This window comes from Corallococcus terminator, from assembly GCF_003611635.1.
Lineage (GTDB): Bacteria > Myxococcota > Myxococcia > Myxococcales > Myxococcaceae > Corallococcus > Corallococcus terminator.
The window spans coordinates 1-16,474 of sequence record NZ_RAVZ01000071.1 but is presented as its reverse complement, the minus strand read 5'-3'; the positions used below and the strand labels follow the sequence as shown (position 1 = coordinate 16,474).

At 69.3% G+C, this 16,474-nt stretch carries 10 protein-coding genes; 5 read left to right on the top strand and 5 right to left on the bottom strand.

The annotated features are described in order from the left end of the window. Window positions 1-30: 30 nt before the first annotated feature. The 3 genes from D7V88_RS13120 to D7V88_RS13110 all read right to left on the bottom strand — a co-directional run bounded on the left by D7V88_RS13120 (window position 31) and on the right by D7V88_RS13110 (window position 4,151). The gene (locus D7V88_RS13120; protein ID WP_120540979.1) at window positions 31-1,107 is read right to left on the bottom strand and encodes an ATP-binding response regulator; all 1,077 of its coding nucleotides are present in this window, start codon (window positions 1,105-1,107) and stop codon (window positions 31-33) included. After that, entirely contained in the window at window positions 1,104-2,573 is a 1,470-nt protein-coding gene (locus D7V88_RS13115; RefSeq protein ID WP_120540978.1) for an ATPase domain-containing protein, read from the bottom strand. The genes D7V88_RS13120 and D7V88_RS13115 overlap by 4 nt, the downstream gene beginning before the upstream one ends. Window positions 2,574-2,798: 225 nt before the next feature. Beyond that, window positions 2,799-4,151, bottom strand: a complete 1,353-nt coding sequence (locus D7V88_RS13110) for an MFS transporter (RefSeq protein WP_120540990.1) — start codon at window positions 4,149-4,151, stop codon at window positions 2,799-2,801. A gap of 180 nt (window positions 4,152-4,331) precedes the next feature. Between D7V88_RS13110 and D7V88_RS13105 the strand changes: the two genes are divergently transcribed. From D7V88_RS13105 to D7V88_RS13090, 4 genes are all read left to right on the top strand, one after another. Beyond that, the gene (locus D7V88_RS13105; RefSeq protein ID WP_167509842.1) at window positions 4,332-5,600 is read left to right on the top strand and encodes a serine/threonine protein kinase; all 1,269 of its coding nucleotides are present in this window, start codon (window positions 4,332-4,334) and stop codon (window positions 5,598-5,600) included. 43 nt (window positions 5,601-5,643) lie between these two features. After that, a complete protein-coding gene (locus D7V88_RS13100) occupies window positions 5,644-6,738 on the top strand; it encodes a PEGA domain-containing protein (protein WP_120540989.1) in 1,095 nt (364 codons plus the stop codon). Window positions 6,739-6,885: 147 nt separating this feature from the next. Further along, window positions 6,886-8,952, top strand: coding sequence for a TonB-dependent receptor plug domain-containing protein (locus D7V88_RS13095; RefSeq protein ID WP_120540976.1), 2,067 nt, complete (start codon window positions 6,886-6,888; stop codon window positions 8,950-8,952). A 69-nt stretch (window positions 8,953-9,021) separates the two neighbouring features. Continuing rightward, entirely contained in the window at window positions 9,022-11,970 is a 2,949-nt protein-coding gene (locus tag D7V88_RS13090) for a DEAD/DEAH box helicase (RefSeq protein ID WP_120540975.1), read from the top strand. A 9-nt stretch (window positions 11,971-11,979) separates the two neighbouring features. Here D7V88_RS13090 and D7V88_RS13085 read toward each other — a convergent pair whose 3' ends face one another. Together D7V88_RS13085 and D7V88_RS13080 are read right to left on the bottom strand one after the other, a co-directional pair. Continuing rightward, a complete protein-coding gene (locus tag D7V88_RS13085) occupies window positions 11,980-13,083 on the bottom strand; it encodes a winged helix DNA-binding domain-containing protein (protein WP_244238121.1) in 1,104 nt (367 codons plus the stop codon). Between the two features lie 35 nt (window positions 13,084-13,118). After that, window positions 13,119-14,081 (bottom strand): TIGR03885 family FMN-dependent LLM class oxidoreductase, encoded by a 963-nt coding sequence (locus D7V88_RS13080; protein ID WP_120540973.1) that lies wholly within the window; start codon window positions 14,079-14,081, stop codon window positions 13,119-13,121. Between the two features lie 197 nt (window positions 14,082-14,278). Between D7V88_RS13080 and D7V88_RS13075 the strand changes: the two genes are divergently transcribed. Next, entirely contained in the window at window positions 14,279-15,943 is a 1,665-nt protein-coding gene (locus D7V88_RS13075) for an alpha-amylase family protein (RefSeq protein WP_120540972.1), read from the top strand. Window positions 15,944-16,474 lie beyond the last annotated feature (531 nt).

Below are 16,474 nucleotides of genomic sequence, written 5' to 3'. Positions count from 1 at the left end.
CCGCCGGCCCCGCTCCCCGGGATGCGCGCTTCAGTTCCGCCGGGGCAGTCGCAGGATGAAGGTGGAGCCTTCGCCCAGGGTGGAGCGGGCGGACAGCGAACCGCCGTGCAGCTTCGCGAGCGCGGCGGCGATGAACAGCCCCAGCCCATGTCCCCGACCCCGGTCGGAGTCCGCGCGCTGGAAGCGCTCGAAGATGTGGGGCAGGGAGGCGGCGGGGATGCCCACGCCCCAGTCGCGCACGTGGATGAGGACGAGTCCCGGGCTGAGCGTCACGCCCACCTCGATGCGCCGCGACTCCCCGCTGTACTTCACCGCGTTGGACAGCAGGTTGTTGAGCACCTGGCGCACCCGCTCGGCGTCCAGGGACAGGAGCTCCACCGGCTCTCCCAACTGCAGCGTGAAGTCCACCTCCGGCTGCATCTCGCGCCAGTCCTGCACCACTTCCTGGAGGAAGGGCGCCAGGTCCGTGGGCACCTGCTTCAACTCCAGCTTTCCGTCCGCCAGCCGGGACGCGTCCAGGATGGAGGTCACCAGCCCGTTCATCCGGTCCAACTGCCGCAGGATGGCCTCGGCGGAGCGGCTCTCGTCCTCGATGCCGCGCTTCTGCACCTTGCGCAGCAGCATCTGCGTGTTGAGCCGCGCGGAGCTCAGGGGCGTCTTCAGCTCGTGCGCCACCCAGTTGAGCATCTCCTCGCGCGCCAGGCTCACAGCGCTGGCCGACTCGCGCGAGGCCTGGGCCGCCTCCGTGCGGACCGTCGCGTGCTGCTGGAGCGCTGAATTCACCGCGTGCTCGAAGGTGGCCAGGTCCACCGGCTTCGCCAGGAACGTCTGGGCCGCTTCACGCCCGGAGGGCCGGGCCGCGCTCAACAGCAGGAAGGGCACCTCCGAAAGGGTGGGTTCGGAGCGCATGGCGTGGAGCAACTGCATGCCGGTGCGGCGGGGCATCATGTGGTCGCTGACCACCAGGTCCGGCGGCTCTGTCCGCGCGAGCATCAGGGCTTCCTCGCCGTTGTGCGCGCGCACCACGCGGTGGCCCAGGTCCTCCACCACTTCGGAGAAGACCTCCAGCAGCGCTTCTTCATCCTCCGCGATGAGGACAAGGCTCATTCCAAGCCACCTCCGACGGTGGCGCCGATGGGCCGTGCCTGACCCGTCAGCAGGCCCGCAGCGGAGCGCAGGGGCGCGAGCACCTTCACCCCGGTGTCGTTGATCTGGAACTCACGCAGGTCGCTGGCGTACTTGCTGTCGCGCATCTTCAGCACGGACAGGATGCGGTGCATCTGCCCGTGCAGCTCCACGTAGCGCAAGAGCAGCAGGTTCTCTCCCAGGATGGCCACCGGCGCGTCGCTGAAGTCCAGCTCCGTGCCGACGACCTTGGGCACCTCGCGGGTGAAGATGGAGGTGACGCCGCGCATCCGCAGCCGCATCGCCAGCGAGGCGAGGAACATCCGGCGCCGCGCCGGATCCAGGATGGACAGCTCCAGCTCGCTGAGCCCGTCGATGACCAGCCGCTTCACCCCGCGCGCGTCCACCGTGCGCAGCAGATCCCTCACGAACAGGTCCGCCTCCAGCTCCACCGGGGGCTCGTGCTGGACGGTCAGGGTCCGGTCGCGCAGCAGCGCGTCCACGTCCAGGCCCACGCGCTTCGCGCGCGCCGTGAGCATGGCGGGCGAATCAAAGAAGGAGATGAAGAGCCCGTGCTCTCCCTTGCGCGCTCCATCCGCGACGAAATGGGTGGCCAGCAAGGTCTTTCCAATGCCCATGCTCCCCGCGAGCATGGTGGTGCTGAGCTCGGGCAGCCCTCCGAACATCAGCGCGTCCAGCTCCGGAAGCCCGAACCCCTTGCGCGTCAGCGTGGGCGGCGCGTCATGGAAGTCCAGGGGTGTGGCCTCCAGTCGCGGGATGAACTCCACGCCGCCCTGGTTGATGGTCATGACGTGCTCGCCCGTGAGGTGGGCCCGGCCGCGCAGCTTCACCAACTCGATGCGGCGCACCCGCCGCGCTCCCTGGGGCTGGATGGACAGGGCCACGATGCCGTCCACCGTGGTGGCCTCCGGCAGCGCCATCAGCCGATCCAGCGGGTACTCCGTGGTGAACAGGCCAATGCAGTTGACGGCCGAAAGGCCGATGCCCAACTCGTAGAGGAACTCGCGCAGCCGCGCCTCGTCCGACCAGAGGTCCCGGATGGAGCGCAGCCCGTCGATGAACAGCAGGCCGGCCTTGTGCTCGCGCACCGTCTGGAGCAGCAGGTCGCGCGCTTCCTTGGGTCCGCGCTTGAGGGCCGAGTAGGCGCTGATGACGAAGAGCTTCTCGCCCAGCAGCTCGGGCTTGAAGAAGGAGAAGCCGGAAAGCGAACTCATCAGCTTGTCATGGGGCTCCGAGGTAACGGTGGCCATCACCACCGGGATGCCACGCGCCGCGGCCTCGAAGGCCACCTGGCTGCACAGCACCGTCTTCCCGCACCCTGGCGTGCCGGTGATGATCACCGACTGTCGGGTGGGGATGCCTCCTCCCAGGAGGGTGTCAAAGCTGGGGATGCCACTTTTGAAGAGCGGCGGTTCGCTGCTTGGCATTCCTGGGTTCACCGGGCGGCGGGAAGCAACGCGCGAGGCTCTGCCGCTCGAAAGCGCGCGCGCCGGGACAAGGTAGGGATCGCGGAAGCGGCCTGCCCGAATTTCAACTCCGCCTCCGGCGCATAGCGAACACCTGGGCCCCGGGCCAGCGCCTCGCTCGGTGGGGCGCGGCGCACCGGCGTCCGGTGAACACCTCCGTCTTCCAGGCGGCCGGACGGGCGGGTGTCAGTGCGACGACAGCGGGTGTTCGCCCTCGCCCCCGGAGCGGGTGTCGGAGCCGGCGGGGGCCTTGCGGAGCAGGTACACCGCCACCGCCAACCCCACGCCGCAGACCGCCGTGACGTAGTGCGCGGGCGCCAGGGGGTTCTCCTTCATCGCCAGCGTGACGATGAGCGGCGTCAGCCCGCCAAACAGCGCATAGGCCACGTTGTACGAGAACGAGATGCCGGAGAAGCGCACCGCCGGAGGAAAGGCGTGCACCATCACCGCGGGCACCACCCCGACGACGCCCACGCAGAAGCCCACCAGCGCGTACAGGGGCACCAACTGCCCGGGAGCATGGGCGACACCCCGGTAGAAGAGCTGCACGGTGACGAGCAGCGCGCTCGTGCCCAGCGCCAGGGCCCGCGCCGGCCCCAGCCGGTCCGCGAGCATGCCGAAGCAGATGCATCCCACCGTGAGCGTGAGCGTGGCCACGCTGTTGGCCCCCAGGGCCCGGGCGGCGGGGATGGCGTGAAGCTGCTGCACCAGCGTGGGCGTCATCAGGATGACCACCACGATGCCGGCGGTGAGCACCCAGGTGATCAACATGGACACCGCGACAGCCGGCGCATGGCCCTTGAGCGCGGCCTTGAGCGGCAGCTCCCGCACCAGCGTGTGACGCTGTCGCATCTCCTCGAAGACGGGCGTCTCCTGGAGCCACCGGCGCAGGAACACGGCGAGGAAGCCGAACACGCCGCCCACCACGAAGGGAATGCGCCACGCGAAGGCATCCACCTCCCCGGGCGTGAAGACGGTGTTGATGGCGGTGGCCACCAGCGAGCCCAGGAGGATGCCCAGCGTGAGGCCGGCGGTGAGCGTGCCGCACGCCAGCCCCACCCGGCGCACGGGCACGTGCTCGGAGACGAACACCCACGCCCCCGGCACCTCGCCCCCCACCGCCGCGCCCTGCAACAGCCGCAAGGTGAGCAGCGCCAGCGGCGCCGCGTATCCCGCCGTGGCGAATGTGGGCAGCAGGCCCATCAGCAGCGTGGGCACCGACATCAGGAAGACGCTCAGCGTGAACATCCGCTTGCGCCCCGTCCGGTCCCCGAAGTGGGCCATCACGATGCCGCCCAGCGGACGCGCCAGGTAGCCCGCCGCGAACAGCCCGAACGTCTGCAACTGCCGCAGCCAGTCCGCCGTCTCCGGCGGGAAGAACAGCCGGCCAATCACCGCCGTGAAGAACACGAAGATGATGAAGTCGTAGAACTCCAGCGCGCCCCCCAGCGCCGCGAGCCCCAGCGTGCGGATGTCCCGCGCGGTCAGCGGACGGGAGGCGGCGGAAGCGGATACAGCGTCGGAAGGGGAGGTCGCCATGCGCAAGGCCCGGGAGGATATGCCGGGAGCCCCGCGCAGGCCCCATCCGTTACGTCGTTAAAGGGGATTCACCGCAAAACATGTTGACAGGGAGAGCTAAACTTGTCGGGACCCCGGGTCATCGATATCTTCCGGGGATTCCGAGTTCCGTCCTGGGAGTACAAGTTGGACAGGGTTGATATGGTGACGCCTCCGCCGGTCGCACCTGGAGCCGATGAGCGCTTCGGGAAGTACCGCATCCTCCAGCGGCTCGCCGTGGGGGGGATGGCGCACATCTTCCTGGCCACCATCGACGGGCCGGACGGCTTCTCCAAGGCCTGCGTCATCAAGCGCATCCTGCCGGAGTACGCCAACCTGGAGCCCTTCAGCCGCATGTTCGCGGACGAGGCGAAGGTGGCGGCCCTTTTGACCCACCCGAACATCGTGCAGGTGTTCGACTTCGGGAAGATCGACGGCCAGTACTACCTGGCGATGGAGTGGATTCAGGGCCAGTCGTTGGATCGCATCATGCGGCACGCGGCGGCGTCCTCCATCCCGCTGGGCCCCCGCGTCACGGTGGATGTGGGCCTCGCGATGTCGGACGCGCTGTCGTACGCGCACGCGAAGACGCTGTCGGACGGCACGCCCCTGAAGCTGGTGCACCGGGACATCACGCCGGGCAACGTGCTGGTGTCGCGCGACGGCATCGTGAAGCTGGCGGACTTCGGCATCGTGAAGAGCTCCGTGAACCTGGAGCGCACGGTGGCCGGGGTGGTGAAGGGCAAGTACGCCTACATGTCCCCGGAGCAGATCACCAACCGGGAGTTGGATCACCGCTCGGACCTGTATTCGCTGGGCATCGTCCTCTACGAATTGTCCACGGGCCGGCGCCTGTTCAAGCGCGACACCATGGAGGCCACCATCGTGGCCGCGTCGCAGGGGGACGTGCCCCCACCGTCGCAGGTGTCGCCGGGCTTCTCGCCCGAAATGGAGCGCATCCTCCTCAAGCTGCTCGCGAAGGACCAGGACGCGCGCTACCAGAGCGCGCGCGAAGTGCACGACGACCTGGAACGCTTCCGGAGCACGCAGCACTGGACCTCCGGCGGACGCGAACTGGCCACGTTGATGGCCACGCTCTTCCCGCCGGATGCCAAGGGCCGGGTGTCCACGGCGGTGTCGGTGCCGGGCTCGATGCAAGGCTCCTCCAGCCTGGGCTCCACGCGCACGCCCACGGGCATCTCCAGTCCTTCGCCCTTCGCGCCGCCGGAGGCCCTCGAACCGCTGGACTCCAGCGCGCTGGTGGTCACCGGTGTGCTGCCGCGCGGCACGGGTTCGGGCACGGCGCCGACGGGAATCATCGCGCCTCCGCCGGAACAGGCGGGCGGGTCCGAGGCGTTCCCCTGGGGGCTCGCGGCCGCGGCGGGCGTCGCCGCGGTGGGCAGCGCGCTGTTCTGGTTGCTGGTGGCATGAAGGGGCAGGGGCGCACCGTGTCGTGGGAAGCGGGACATCGAACGTGAAGAATCAGAAGACCTGGGTCGCCGTCATCCTGTTGGGCACCGTGGCCGTGAACACCGGGGCGTACCTGGTGATGCGCTCCCGCCGTGCCGCGCAGGCGCCCGCACCGTCCACGCCCCTCGTCGCGCGCGTGGATCCGGCCGCGCCCGGAAACACGCGTCCCGCCGTGGCCGCACCCTCCGACGATGCGAAGGCCGGCCTCGCCCGGGCCCGGCGCGCGTCGGGGCTCGCCGCGCTGGAGGACCGCGACTACACCCGGGCGGTGACGGAGTTCACCGAAGCCCTCAGCCTGCGCAACGATCCCAACGGCGACGTGGTGGAGCTGCTGCGCATCGCCACCGACCTGCGCGCGCGTGAACAGGCGCGCGTCACCAAGGCCCCCGAACCGCGTGAGTCGTCCACGTCGAAGTCCGTGCCGCGCACCCGCGCCGCCAGGCTCGCCGCCGCGCGCGCCCAGGCCCGGGAGCAGCAGCAGCAAGCCCAGGCCTCCGAAGCGGGAGTCGAACGCAAGGGCCTGCTGCTGGTGACCTCCACGCCGCCCGGGCTGGTGGTGCTGGTGGACGGCAAGGAGCTGGACATGACCCCCGCGCGGCTGTCCGTGACGGCGGGCTCGCACCGCGTCGTGCTCGCGCAGGGCGACCGCCACCTGTACTCGGAAACGCTGGAGGTGGCTGAAGACTCGGTGCGCTCGCTCAACCGCGACCTCACCGCGGAGCTGACGCCGCCCGCCTCCAGGTCCGCGCCCGTCGCGGTGCCGGTGGTGGCGACGTCCTCCGCTCCGCCCGTTGCCGCGGCGCCCGTCGGAGGGCTCGCGCCGGGGGCCCGGTCCCCAGACTCCACGCCGCCGCCGGAGCCGTCCGTCGCGAAGGCGGCCGTGGCGCAGGTGGCGCAGCGGGGCGACCTGGAGGTGACGTCGCCGGGGCTCTACGGCGAGGTGTGGATCAACAACCGTCCGTATGGCTTTCCGCCCATCTCCGCGCAGGCGCTGCCGGCGGGGCCCGCGCGCGTGGAGGTCCGCGTCAACGGCGAGGTGAAGCGGCGCATGACGGTGGACGTCGAGCCGGGCCGCAGCACCCGCGTGCGCGTGCGCTGAAACACAGTTGCGCGTCGGGATTCGACGCGGTGCACGTAAACCCAGAACTTTCGGATGGCGCTGGACCCGGTACACTGGGGGCTCGCGCGGACGGTGTCTCCCCCGAGACGCCGCGCGCACCTTCCGCCTTCGAGAGGTTTGTCGCGTATGGGTTTCACCAGGCGCTGCTGGTCGGGCCGTCGTGTGGGTGTGTTGCTGGCGCTGTTGGGCGCGGGCACGGGCTGGGCCCAGGGCGAACCCGAACAGGGAATCGACCCGGGACCGCCGGAGACGCCCTCCCAGCAGGAGGCCCGGGTGGAGGCGCTGGAGGACGAGCCGGAGGTGCACAGCCAGGTGGCGTCGTTCGCCATCACGAAGCTGCACGACTCGCCGGCGGTCGTCACGGCGGTGACGGCGGATGAGATTCGCGCCTCGGGTGCGCGCGACCTGATGGACGTGCTCCTGCTCGTCCCGGGCTTCTTCTTCGGCGTGGACGTGTCGGGCGTGGTGGGGCCGGGCTTCCGGGGCCTGTGGGGCCAGGAAGGCAAGGTGCTGCTCATCATCGACGGCAAGGAGATGAACGAGCAGCTCTACTCCACGATGCAACTGGGCCATGAGTTCCCGGTGGAGCTCATCGAACGCATCGAAGTGGTGCGCGGTCCCGGCTCGGTCATCTACGGAGGCAACGCGGAGCTGGCGGTCATCAACGTCATCACCCGGGGCATCCAGGGCAGCACGGACGTGCTGGCGGTGGGCACCTACGGGCAGTTGTCGCACGGCAACGGCCGGCGCAGCCTCACGCTGTCCGGGCGCAAGGTGTTCGAATCCGTGCCGGGCCTGAGCGCCTTCGCCTCCGCGTCGCTGGGACAGGGTCAGCGCAGCGACGCCATCTTCGACGACTTCTACGGCGACTCCGCGAGCATGAACGGTGCGTCGCGCCTGGACCCCACGGTGGTGCAGGCGGGCGTGGGCTTCCGCGACCTGCAACTGAGCCTGCTGTACCAGCGCCAGGACACCACCACCGTCGTGTCCGTGGACGAGGTGCTGCCCACGCCGGCCAACACCGACTTCGAGTCCTTCCACGCGGAGCTGAGCGACCGCTTCCGCCCGACGGACCGCATTGAAATCATCCCCCGGCTGAACCTCACGCTGGGCGAGTCGTACCGGGACTCCGACGAGACGTCGGACTTCTTCTACGACAAGAGCTACCGCCGCCTGCGAGGCCGGGCCCTGGCGCGCTGGGCGGCCTTCGACTTCCTCCAACTGACGGGCGGCCTGGACCTGGCGTTCGACCAGGGAAAGCTGCTGGGACCGGCGGGCGTCGGCCAGCAGGAGCCCTTCAACGGCGACCAGGACGTGGTCTCCTACCGCAACTTCGCGGGCTTCGTGGAGGTGTACTCGGACAACCCCATCGCCACGGTGGTGGCGGGCGCGCGGTTTGAAGATCACAGCTTCTTCGGCAGCTCCTTCGTGCCCCGGCTGGTGCTGCTCAAGTCCTTCGGTCCGGTGAGCGGCAAGGCCCTCTACAGCCGCGCCTTCCGGGCGCCCGGCATCGAGAACATCTCCCTGGGCGACGACGTCCGGCCGGAGCGCACCACGGTGTATGAGCTGGAGGCCACGGTGCGCCTGGGCGAGGGACAGACGGTGAGCGCCAACGCCTTCGACGTGGGCGTGACGGACCCCATCATCTACTCGTACGACACGGACACGGATTCCGAGGCGTACCGCAACCTGGGCCGCCTGGGCAGCCGGGGCGTGGAGCTGGACTACCGCGTCCGGGGCCCCTGGGGCCGCGCGCAGGTGGGCTATTCGTTCTACCGGCCCGGCGGGCGCAACGACGTGGAGGACTACCTGGTGCCGGGGCAGCCCAAGGCCTTCACCGGCCTGCCCACGCACAAGGCGACGCTGACGGGCACGGCGAAAATCCTCCCCTGGCTGTCCATCAGCCCCACGGCCGTGCTGGTGGGCCAGCGCTTCGCCGTCGGGGCCCCGGACGACGAGGGTGTGTCGGAGGTCCAGACGCTGTCGCCCCGGCTCTTGCTCAACCTCTTCGTGCGAGCGGAGAACGTGGGCACGAAGGGCCTGGAGATTGGCGCGGGCGTCTACAACCTGCTGGGCAGCGACTTCCGGGTGGCGCAGCCCTACAACGGCGGCCACGCGCCCCTGCCGGTGTTCACGAGGGAGTTCATGTTGCGGCTGACCTACCTCTTCGAGCCGGCATACGACGACGAGTAGGGCAGCGCTCAGTCAGTCCGCATCGGACGTTGCGCGGGGGCGTGGCGGGGCGTAGGGAACGCCCCTGCCATGTCCGAGAACGCCCAGCTCCTCGAAGCCGTCCGAAAAGAAGCCCGCCCCGGCATCTGGTCCAACGGGGTGAGTCTGGCGCGAGCAGGAGCGGTGGCGCTCCAGTCGCGCACGGCCACTGAAATCGAATTGAGGGTGAAGGCGGCGGGCCGACCGGTGGCCCTCACCGTCGTCCTCTACCCGGGCGACGAGGCGTGGGAGTGTGACTGCCCCAGCCGCGTGGATCCCTGCGAGCACGTCGTCGCGGCGGCCATCTCCCTGGAGCAGGCGGAGAAGCAGGACGCGCCGCTGGAGGCCGTGGCGGAGCGCTGGTCGCGAGTGGTGTACCGCTTCACGCGAGTGGAAGGCGGCCTGCAACTGCACCGCGTCCTCGCGCACGCGGACGGCACCGAGGAGCCCCTGGAGGACAGCCTCGCGGGGCGCATCGCGAAGCCCACGGGCGGCGTCACGTTGCAGGTGGAGCAGGTGGACCTGAACATGGACCGCCTGCTGGAGCGGCGCACGCGGGGGCCGCTGCTGGCGGAGAAGCTGGACGCGCTGCTGCGGGCGCTGGAGCCCGCGCGCAACGTGCTGTTGGACGGGCGTCCGGTGGCGGTGTCCAGCGAGGTCCTGCCCCCGCGAGCGAAGGTGGAGGACCGGGGTCAGCAGTGGGTGCTGACGGTGTCCGGCGACCCGCGCATCAAGGAAGTGGTGAGCCCGGGCGTCGCGCTGACGTCCGACTCGCTGGTGCGCCTGGGAGAGACGGCGATGACGGGCGCCTGGCTCCAGCACCTGCCGCTCGTGCGCACCTACGCGCCGGAGCAGTTGGGGGAGCTGTCCGCCAAGGTGCTGCCGGAGCTGGCGAGGCGCATGCCGGTGGACGTGAAGAGCCGCCGCCTGCCGCCGTTGGATCGCGACCTGAAGCCGCGAATCCTCCTGGAGTTGAACCAGCTCACCGCGGGCCTGTCGGTGCTGCCCACGCTGGTGTACGGCGCGCCGCCCACGGTGCGGATCGACAACGGGCGCATGGTGTACCTGCGGGGCGCGGTGCCCCTGCGCGACGAAGCCGCGGAGACGAAGCTCCTGCACCAGCTCCGCGACGAGCTGAACCTCGTGCCCGGACGAAGGCTCACGGTGCAGGGGCCGGAGATGATGCGCTTCGCGGACAAGCTGCGGAAGTGGCGAGGCGACCTGGGAGGAGACGCGGCGGGCATCGTCAGTCCGGACATGCGCCTGAGGCCGTCGCTGCGCGTGGAGGGAGGCGCGTCGGGCGAGGGCGTGCCGCAGGTGCGCTTCACGTTGGAGTTCGACGTGGAGGGAGGCAAGGGAGGCGCGCGCACGGTGGATGCCGCGGCGGTGGTGCGGGCCTGGACCGAGGGGCTGGGGCTCGTGCCGCTGGATGGCGGTGGATGGGCGCCGCTGCCGCGAGCGTGGCTGGACAAGAACGGCCAGCGCGTCGCGGACCTCCTGGCCGCGCGCCAGGAGGATGGACGGGTCGCGAACCACGCGTTGCCTGAGTTGACCGCGCTGTGCGAATCGTTGGATCAGCCGCCGCCCCCGGGCCTGGACAAGCTGGCGCCCATGGTGGAGGGCTTCGACAAGCTGCCGCCGCCGGTGCTGCCAGCGGAGCTCAACGCCACGTTGCGCGCCTACCAGCAGCAGGGCGTGAGCTGGCTGGGGTTCCTCAAGGGAGCGGGGCTGGGAGGCATCCTCGCGGACGACATGGGTCTGGGAAAGACGCTCCAGACCATCTGCATCCTGGGCCCGCGCTCGCTGGTGGTGTGTCCCACGAGTGTGTTGCCCAACTGGGTGGCGGAGCTGCAGCGTTTCCGGCCGTCGTTGAAGGTCTGCGTCTACCACGGCCCCGGTCGCAAGCTGGACCCCACGGCGGACGTGACGCTCACCACGTACGCGCTGCTGCGTCTGGACGCGCCGACGCTGGGAGCGCCCACGTGGGAGGCGGTGGTGCTGGACGAGGCCCAGGCCATCAAGAACCCGGAGAGCCAGGTGTCGAGGGCCGCGTTTGGCCTCAAGGCGAACCTGAGGCTCGCGCTCAGCGGCACGCCGCTGGAGAACCGCCTGGACGAACTGTGGAGCCTGATGCACTTCACCAACCCGGGCCTGCTCGGGGGGCGCCGTCAGTTCGAGGAGAAGACGGCGCAGCCCATCGCGGACGGCAAGCCGGGAGCGGCGGAGGGCCTGCGGCGGCGCATCCGCCCGTTCATCCTGAGGCGCCTGAAGCGCGACGTGGCACCGGAGCTGCCGCCGCGCACGGACTCGGTGATGCACGTGCAGTTGGATGAGCGCGAGCGCAGCGTCTACGACGCGGTGATGGCGGCCACGAGGGCGGAAGTCGTAGCGCTGCTGAACGAAGGCGGCAGCGTGCTCAAGGCGTTGGAAGCCCTGCTGCGCCTGAGGCAGGCGGCCTGCCATTCCGCGCTCGTGCCCGGCCAGCACGCGAAGACGTCCTCCAAGGTGCAGACGCTGGTGGACGCGCTGGAGACGGCGGTCGCGGAAGGTCACAAGGCGCTGGTGTTCTCGCAGTGGACGTCGCTGTTGGACCTCATCGAGCCGGGGCTCAAGGGCGCGGGCATCGCCTTCGAGCGGCTGGACGGCACGACGACGAACCGCGGCGACGTGACCTCGCGCTTCCAGGGGCCGGACGGAGCCCCGGTGCTCTTGATGTCGCTGAAGGCCGGCGGCACGGGCCTGAACCTCACGGCGGCGGACCACGTGTTCTTGATGGACCCGTGGTGGAACCCGGCGGTGGAGGCGCAGGCGGCGGACCGCGCGCACCGCATCGGGCAGGAGCGGCCGGTGATGGTCTACCGGCTGGTGTCCCAGGGCACGGTGGAGGAGAAGATCCTCGGCCTCCAGGAGAAGAAGCGAGCGCTGTTCGAAGCCGCGCTCAGCGAAGCCTCTGGAGCCGCCGCCATCACCCGCGAGGACCTGCTCCAGCTCTTCGCCTGAGGACCGCCGTCACGTCCCGAACTTCACTGCGACGGAGGTGGCCTCAGGCTCGGTGAAGCGAAGGACGTCCTCGCCCTCCTGGGTGAGGGCGTCGCGAGCCGGCTTCTTGAGCGGAACGAACGGCTTGCACACCAGCGTCGCGGAGCCCTTCTTGCGCTCGGTGGACCACATGCCGGCGACGCGCCCATCCACCAGGAACACGGGCTGCACGCGCAGGTTGCCGGTGTACATGGCCTTGCGGTGCTCGTCGGTGACGACGCGGGTCCGGTCCGCGTGGGAGAGGATGAGGTTGTCGTAGTCGGGCAGGAAGCGCACCGGGGCCGGCGTGTCCTCGGGAGGCCGGGGAGCCTTGGGCAGATCGAAGAGCACGCGCTTCTTCTCGTCACGGAACTCCACCAGCTTGCCGCGAACCTTCTCGAAAGCATGCTTCAGGGGCTTGAGTCCGGACCACGTCTGCATGTCCGCCACCGTGGCCGGGCCAAACGCCGCCAGGTAGCGCAGCACCAGCGGAGAGGCGTCCTCATCGGTGTCCAGCGGCATGCCCAGCCACGACTCCGCCAGCGTGAACCCGGAGTTGCCTGGCCACCCCCAGTCCAGCCCGTCCTCGGGCACCTGGATGAGCGGCAGCAGCATGCGAGTGGCGAAGCCCATGGCCCGCTCATCGCCATCCACATGGTGCTTCATCAGGTGGGCGCGAACCTCCTCGAACGTGCGCGGTTTCTCATCGAGGAAGGGGCGGGCGGTGGCGAGCAGCGCCGGCAGGTCCAGCGACGCGGCACGCTCCTTGAGGATGCTGTTCATGGCCGCGGTGAGCATGGGCCGGTACATGCCGCGGTAGCGCAGGTAGTCCTTCGCGCTCATCAGGTGGAGCGTGCCGCGCATCATCGTGCCGCGAACCACGTCCCGCTTGTGCGCGAGATTGGTGAGCGAGTCCCGCTGGAAGCCCTGGAGTCGGGACCAGAGCGCAAGGTACGGAGGGCGCGCGAGCTGCGCCTGGAGGCCCACCAGATGCTCGACGGCACGCAGCACCGGCATCTTCTCGCGGGTCAGCAGCAACTGCCGGGCAAGCGTGGCCCGGTTGAGGGCCTGGGAGGACAGGACTTCGGTAGCCATGCGCCCGAGCATAGCCAGGGCGCATCGCCAGAGGGTCAGCGAGTAAGGGCCGGAATCACCTGCGCGCCAAACGCGTCGATGAACGCGTCCTGTTCCCGGTTCACGTTGTGCAGGTACAGCCGCTCGAAGCCCAGGCGAAGGTCTTCCCCCAGCCAGTCCACGTGCTGCTGGAGGCTGTTGGAAACCCGCAGGGGGCCGTCCAGATCATGGGGCTGCACGACGCTCGCGGCCTCCTGGAACTGGGCGGGAGTGCGCAGGTCGGTGAGGACGCTGTTGGCGAAGATGTTGGAAGCCCACTGGTCGTGGGCACCGGCGCGAGCGCGCTCCTCATCGGCCGCGTAGGAGAGCTGGACCTTGAGGTACATCGGCTTGCCCTCACCGCCGCCCTCCCGGAAGGCCTCCACCACCTTGCGGAGCTCGTCGGGAGGACGGGCGGTGGTGAGCAGGCCATCCGCCCAGCCCGCCACCCATCGGGCCGTCTTCGCGGTGACGGCCGCGCCCAGGAGCATGGGGGGCTCCACCGGCCGAGTGTAGAGCTTCGCCTCCTCCACGGTGACGAGTCCCCGGTGGGTAACGGTCTCCCCGCGGAAGAGGGCGCGCATCACGTCCACGCACTCCAGAAGGCGGGCATTGCGCAGATCCTTGGCGGGCCAGCCGGTGCCGGTGATGGCCTCGTTGAGGTACTGCCCGCTGCCAAGCGCCGCCCAGGCCCGGCCAGGAAACATCTCATTGAGGGTGGCGAGCGCTTGCGCGACGAGGGCAGGGTGGTAGCGCTGCCCGGGAGCATTCACCACGCCGAAGGACAGCCCGGTGGTGGCGAGCGCCGCGCCCATGAAGGACCAGGCGAAGCCGCTCTGCCCCTGTGCGTCCGTCCAGGGATGGAAGTGGTCGGAGTTGAGCGCGGCCTGGAAGCCCGCGCCCTCGGCCTTCCGGCTGAGGCGAAGAAGCTCGCTGGGCGTGAACTGTTCGTGCGAGGCGTGGAATCCGATGAGTGCCATGGGGTGGATCCACCCTGGCGTCGGATCCGCCGCGCCGCGAGGCCTCCCTCCGCGCGAGTGTTGGCTGAAGAAAGCCCATCAGCCCCCGGGTGTGGGGTTCCACACGCGGCGCGAGAGCCGTCGGCCTGCCGGGCAAGTCCGGATGCTTAAAGGGAACGGGTGTCCCTCGCGTCGGGGTGCACGCCCCGGGAGACGGGATGATCGAAGACCTTTGGTACAAGAACGCGGTCATCTACTGCCTCGACGTCGAGACGTTCATGGACGGCAACGGCGACGGCGTCGGGGACTTCGTGGGCCTGCGGCGCAAGCTGGACTACCTGGCGGGCCTGGGCATCACCTGCCTGTGGCTGATGCCCTTCCAGCCCACGCCCAACCGCGACAATGGCTACGACATCAGCGACTACTACGGTGTGGATCCCCGGCTCGGGGACCTGGGCGACTTCGTGGCCTTCACGCACGAAGCGAAGCTGCACGGCATCCGCGTCATCATCGACCTGGTGGTGAACCACACGTCGGATCAACACCCGTGGTTCCAGGCGGCGCGCAAGGACCCCGACGGACGCTTCGGCGACTACTACGTCTGGTCGAAGAAGCGCCCCAAGGACGCCAACAAGGGCATGGTCTTCCCGGGCGTACAGCCCTCCACGTGGACGTACGACAAGGAAGCGAAGCTCTGGTACTTCCACCGCTTCTTCGACTTCCAGCCCGACCTCAACGTCTCCAATCCCGAGGTGCGCGAGCAGATCCTCAAGGTGATGGGCTTCTGGCTGGAACTGGGCGTGTCCGGCTTCCGGGTGGATGCGGTGCCCTTCCTCGTGGAGCTCAAGGGAGTGAAGAACCCGGGCGTGAAGAACCCGTACGCCCTCCTGGAGGAGATGCGCGAGTTCCTCTCGTGGAGGAAGGGCGACGCCATCCTGCTGGCGGAAGCCAACGTCACGATGGACGAGGTGGTGGAGTTCTTCGGCAAGAACGACCGCATGCAGCTCGTCTTCAACTTCCTCGCCAACCAGAACTTCTACCTCTCACTGACCCGAGGGGATGCGACGCCGCTCGTCGACGCGCTGAAGGAGTCACCGGACCTGCCGCACACGGCGCAGTGGGCGAACTTCCTGCGCAACCACGACGAACTGGACCTGGGACGCCTGTCGGACGAGGACCGGCAGGAGGTGTTCCAGTCGCTGGGGCCCGACAAGGGTATGCAGCTCTATGACCGGGGGCTGCGCCGGAGGCTCGCGTCGATGTTGGACGGGGACCGCCGCCGCATCGAACTGGCCTACAGCCTGATGTTCACGCTGCCGGGGACCCCGGTGCTCTGGTACGGCGACGAGCTGGGCATGGGGGAGAACCTGGCCTTGGTGGAGCGTCAGTCGGTGCGCACGCCGATGCAGTGGAGCCCGGAGCCGCACGGAGGCTTCACGCTGGCGGACAAGCCGGTGAAGCCGCTGGTGTCGGAGGGACCGTTTGGTTTCCCCCAGGTGAACGTGGCGCAGCAGCGAAGGGACCCGGCCTCACAGCTCAACTGGACCGAGCGCATCATCCGAGCGCGCAAGGAGTGCCCCGAGTTGGGGTGGGGGGCCTGGAAGATCCTTCGCACGAGTAACAAGGGAGTGCTCGCCATCCGATACGACTGGAAGGGCAACGCGATGGTGGTGCTGCACAACCTCTCGTCCCGGCCCTGCACCGTGAAGCTGGACACAGGCGGCGAGGAAGCATGCCCGCTCTACAACGTGCTGACCGAGGACCACTCCGAACCCGTGGACGGCAAGCGCCACGTCGTGACGCTGGAGGGCTACGGCTACCGCTGGTTCCGAGTGGGGCAGGACAACCCTGCGCGCAAGCACAAGGCGGAACCGCTGCGCTGAGGGACGGAGTGAGCCCCAGGTGAACGCGGACAGGTCGATGCTGGGCAGGCGCTGGTGGAGCGGATCCCAGCGCCCTGAAAGAAGAAGAGGGGCTGCTCCGCCTCGGCCGACCAAGAGGCCCGTGATGCCCCGGTCTTCTTTCCTCATCCGCGCATCGACGGAATGTTGCGTGAGCCGGAAACCACGTGCTATTGCCGCCCTCCCCGCGAAGGCCGGCCGCCGAAGTTCCAGCGCCCGGCTTCTCCGAGGAAAGCTCGTGGATGTAACGAGCGGTTGACGCAGAACGCGGCGAAGAGATAGAAGCCGCGCCCCGCTCAACCCCGACGGAAGCAGGTCGGTGGCTCGAGCGGAAAAGCAGCAAAGGTCGACTCGAAAGAAGTTGATCAACGAAGTGGCGGTGGTGGTAGAAGCCGCGCCCCTCACCCGGAAGCCCGCGCACTGGCGCGGAAGGTACTTCTGGGAGAGAGCAGCACCGACAAGAAAATAGGGCAGTCAACGCGGAGTTGACAGCGAGCGCGGCGGTGGTAGAAG

Coding starts and splice junctions, on each gene's coding strand:
- D7V88_RS13105 (WP_167509842.1), top strand. CDS start 4,332: ATGGTGACGCCTCCGCCGGTCGCACCTGGAGCCGATGAGCGCTTCGGG.
- D7V88_RS13115 (WP_120540978.1), bottom strand. CDS start 2,573: ATGCCAAGCAGCGAACCGCCGCTCTTCAAAAGTGGCATCCCCAGCTTT.
- D7V88_RS13090 (WP_120540975.1), top strand. CDS start 9,022: ATGTCCGAGAACGCCCAGCTCCTCGAAGCCGTCCGAAAAGAAGCCCGC.
- D7V88_RS13075 (WP_120540972.1), top strand. CDS start 14,279: ATGATCGAAGACCTTTGGTACAAGAACGCGGTCATCTACTGCCTCGAC.
- D7V88_RS13110 (WP_120540990.1), bottom strand. CDS start 4,151: ATGGCGACCTCCCCTTCCGACGCTGTATCCGCTTCCGCCGCCTCCCGT.
- D7V88_RS13095 (WP_120540976.1), top strand. CDS start 6,886: ATGGGTTTCACCAGGCGCTGCTGGTCGGGCCGTCGTGTGGGTGTGTTG.
- D7V88_RS13120 (WP_120540979.1), bottom strand. CDS start 1,107: ATGAGCCTTGTCCTCATCGCGGAGGATGAAGAAGCGCTGCTGGAGGTC.
- D7V88_RS13080 (WP_120540973.1), bottom strand. CDS start 14,081: ATGGCACTCATCGGATTCCACGCCTCGCACGAACAGTTCACGCCCAGC.
- D7V88_RS13085 (WP_244238121.1), bottom strand. CDS start 13,083: ATGGCTACCGAAGTCCTGTCCTCCCAGGCCCTCAACCGGGCCACGCTT.